We start from the raw sequence: 271 nt of genomic DNA, 5'->3' as shown, positions 1-271 counted from the left end.
GGTCTTCACCGTGACCGGAGTCACCTCGCGGTCGAACTCGCCGGCTCCGAGCGCGCGCATCGCGCGGCGGACGGACTCGGCCGCGAAGGCGTCCTGCTCGGCCCGCGTGAAGTTGTATTTCTGCGCGGTCGCATCCGCGAAGCAGCCCATGGCCTTGCCGTCGAACGGACTGTTGAGTCCGTCGTAGAACATGTGGTCGAAAATTTCGCTGTTGCCCATCCGATAGCCGCTGCGAGCCTTCAACAGCAGATAGGGCGCGTTGGTCATCGAC

At 64.2% G+C, this 271-nt stretch carries 1 protein-coding gene; it reads right to left on the bottom strand.

Translation table 11 applies throughout. The annotated features are described in order from the left end of the window. On the bottom strand, positions 1-271 hold a 271-nt coding region (locus ACZ3HG_RS23775), incomplete at both ends, for a thiolase family protein (RefSeq protein ID WP_465334844.1).

Source organism: Erwinia sp. PME.40.26/001 (assembly GCF_055556675.1).
This window is presented reverse-complemented; position numbering and strand designations above follow the sequence as displayed.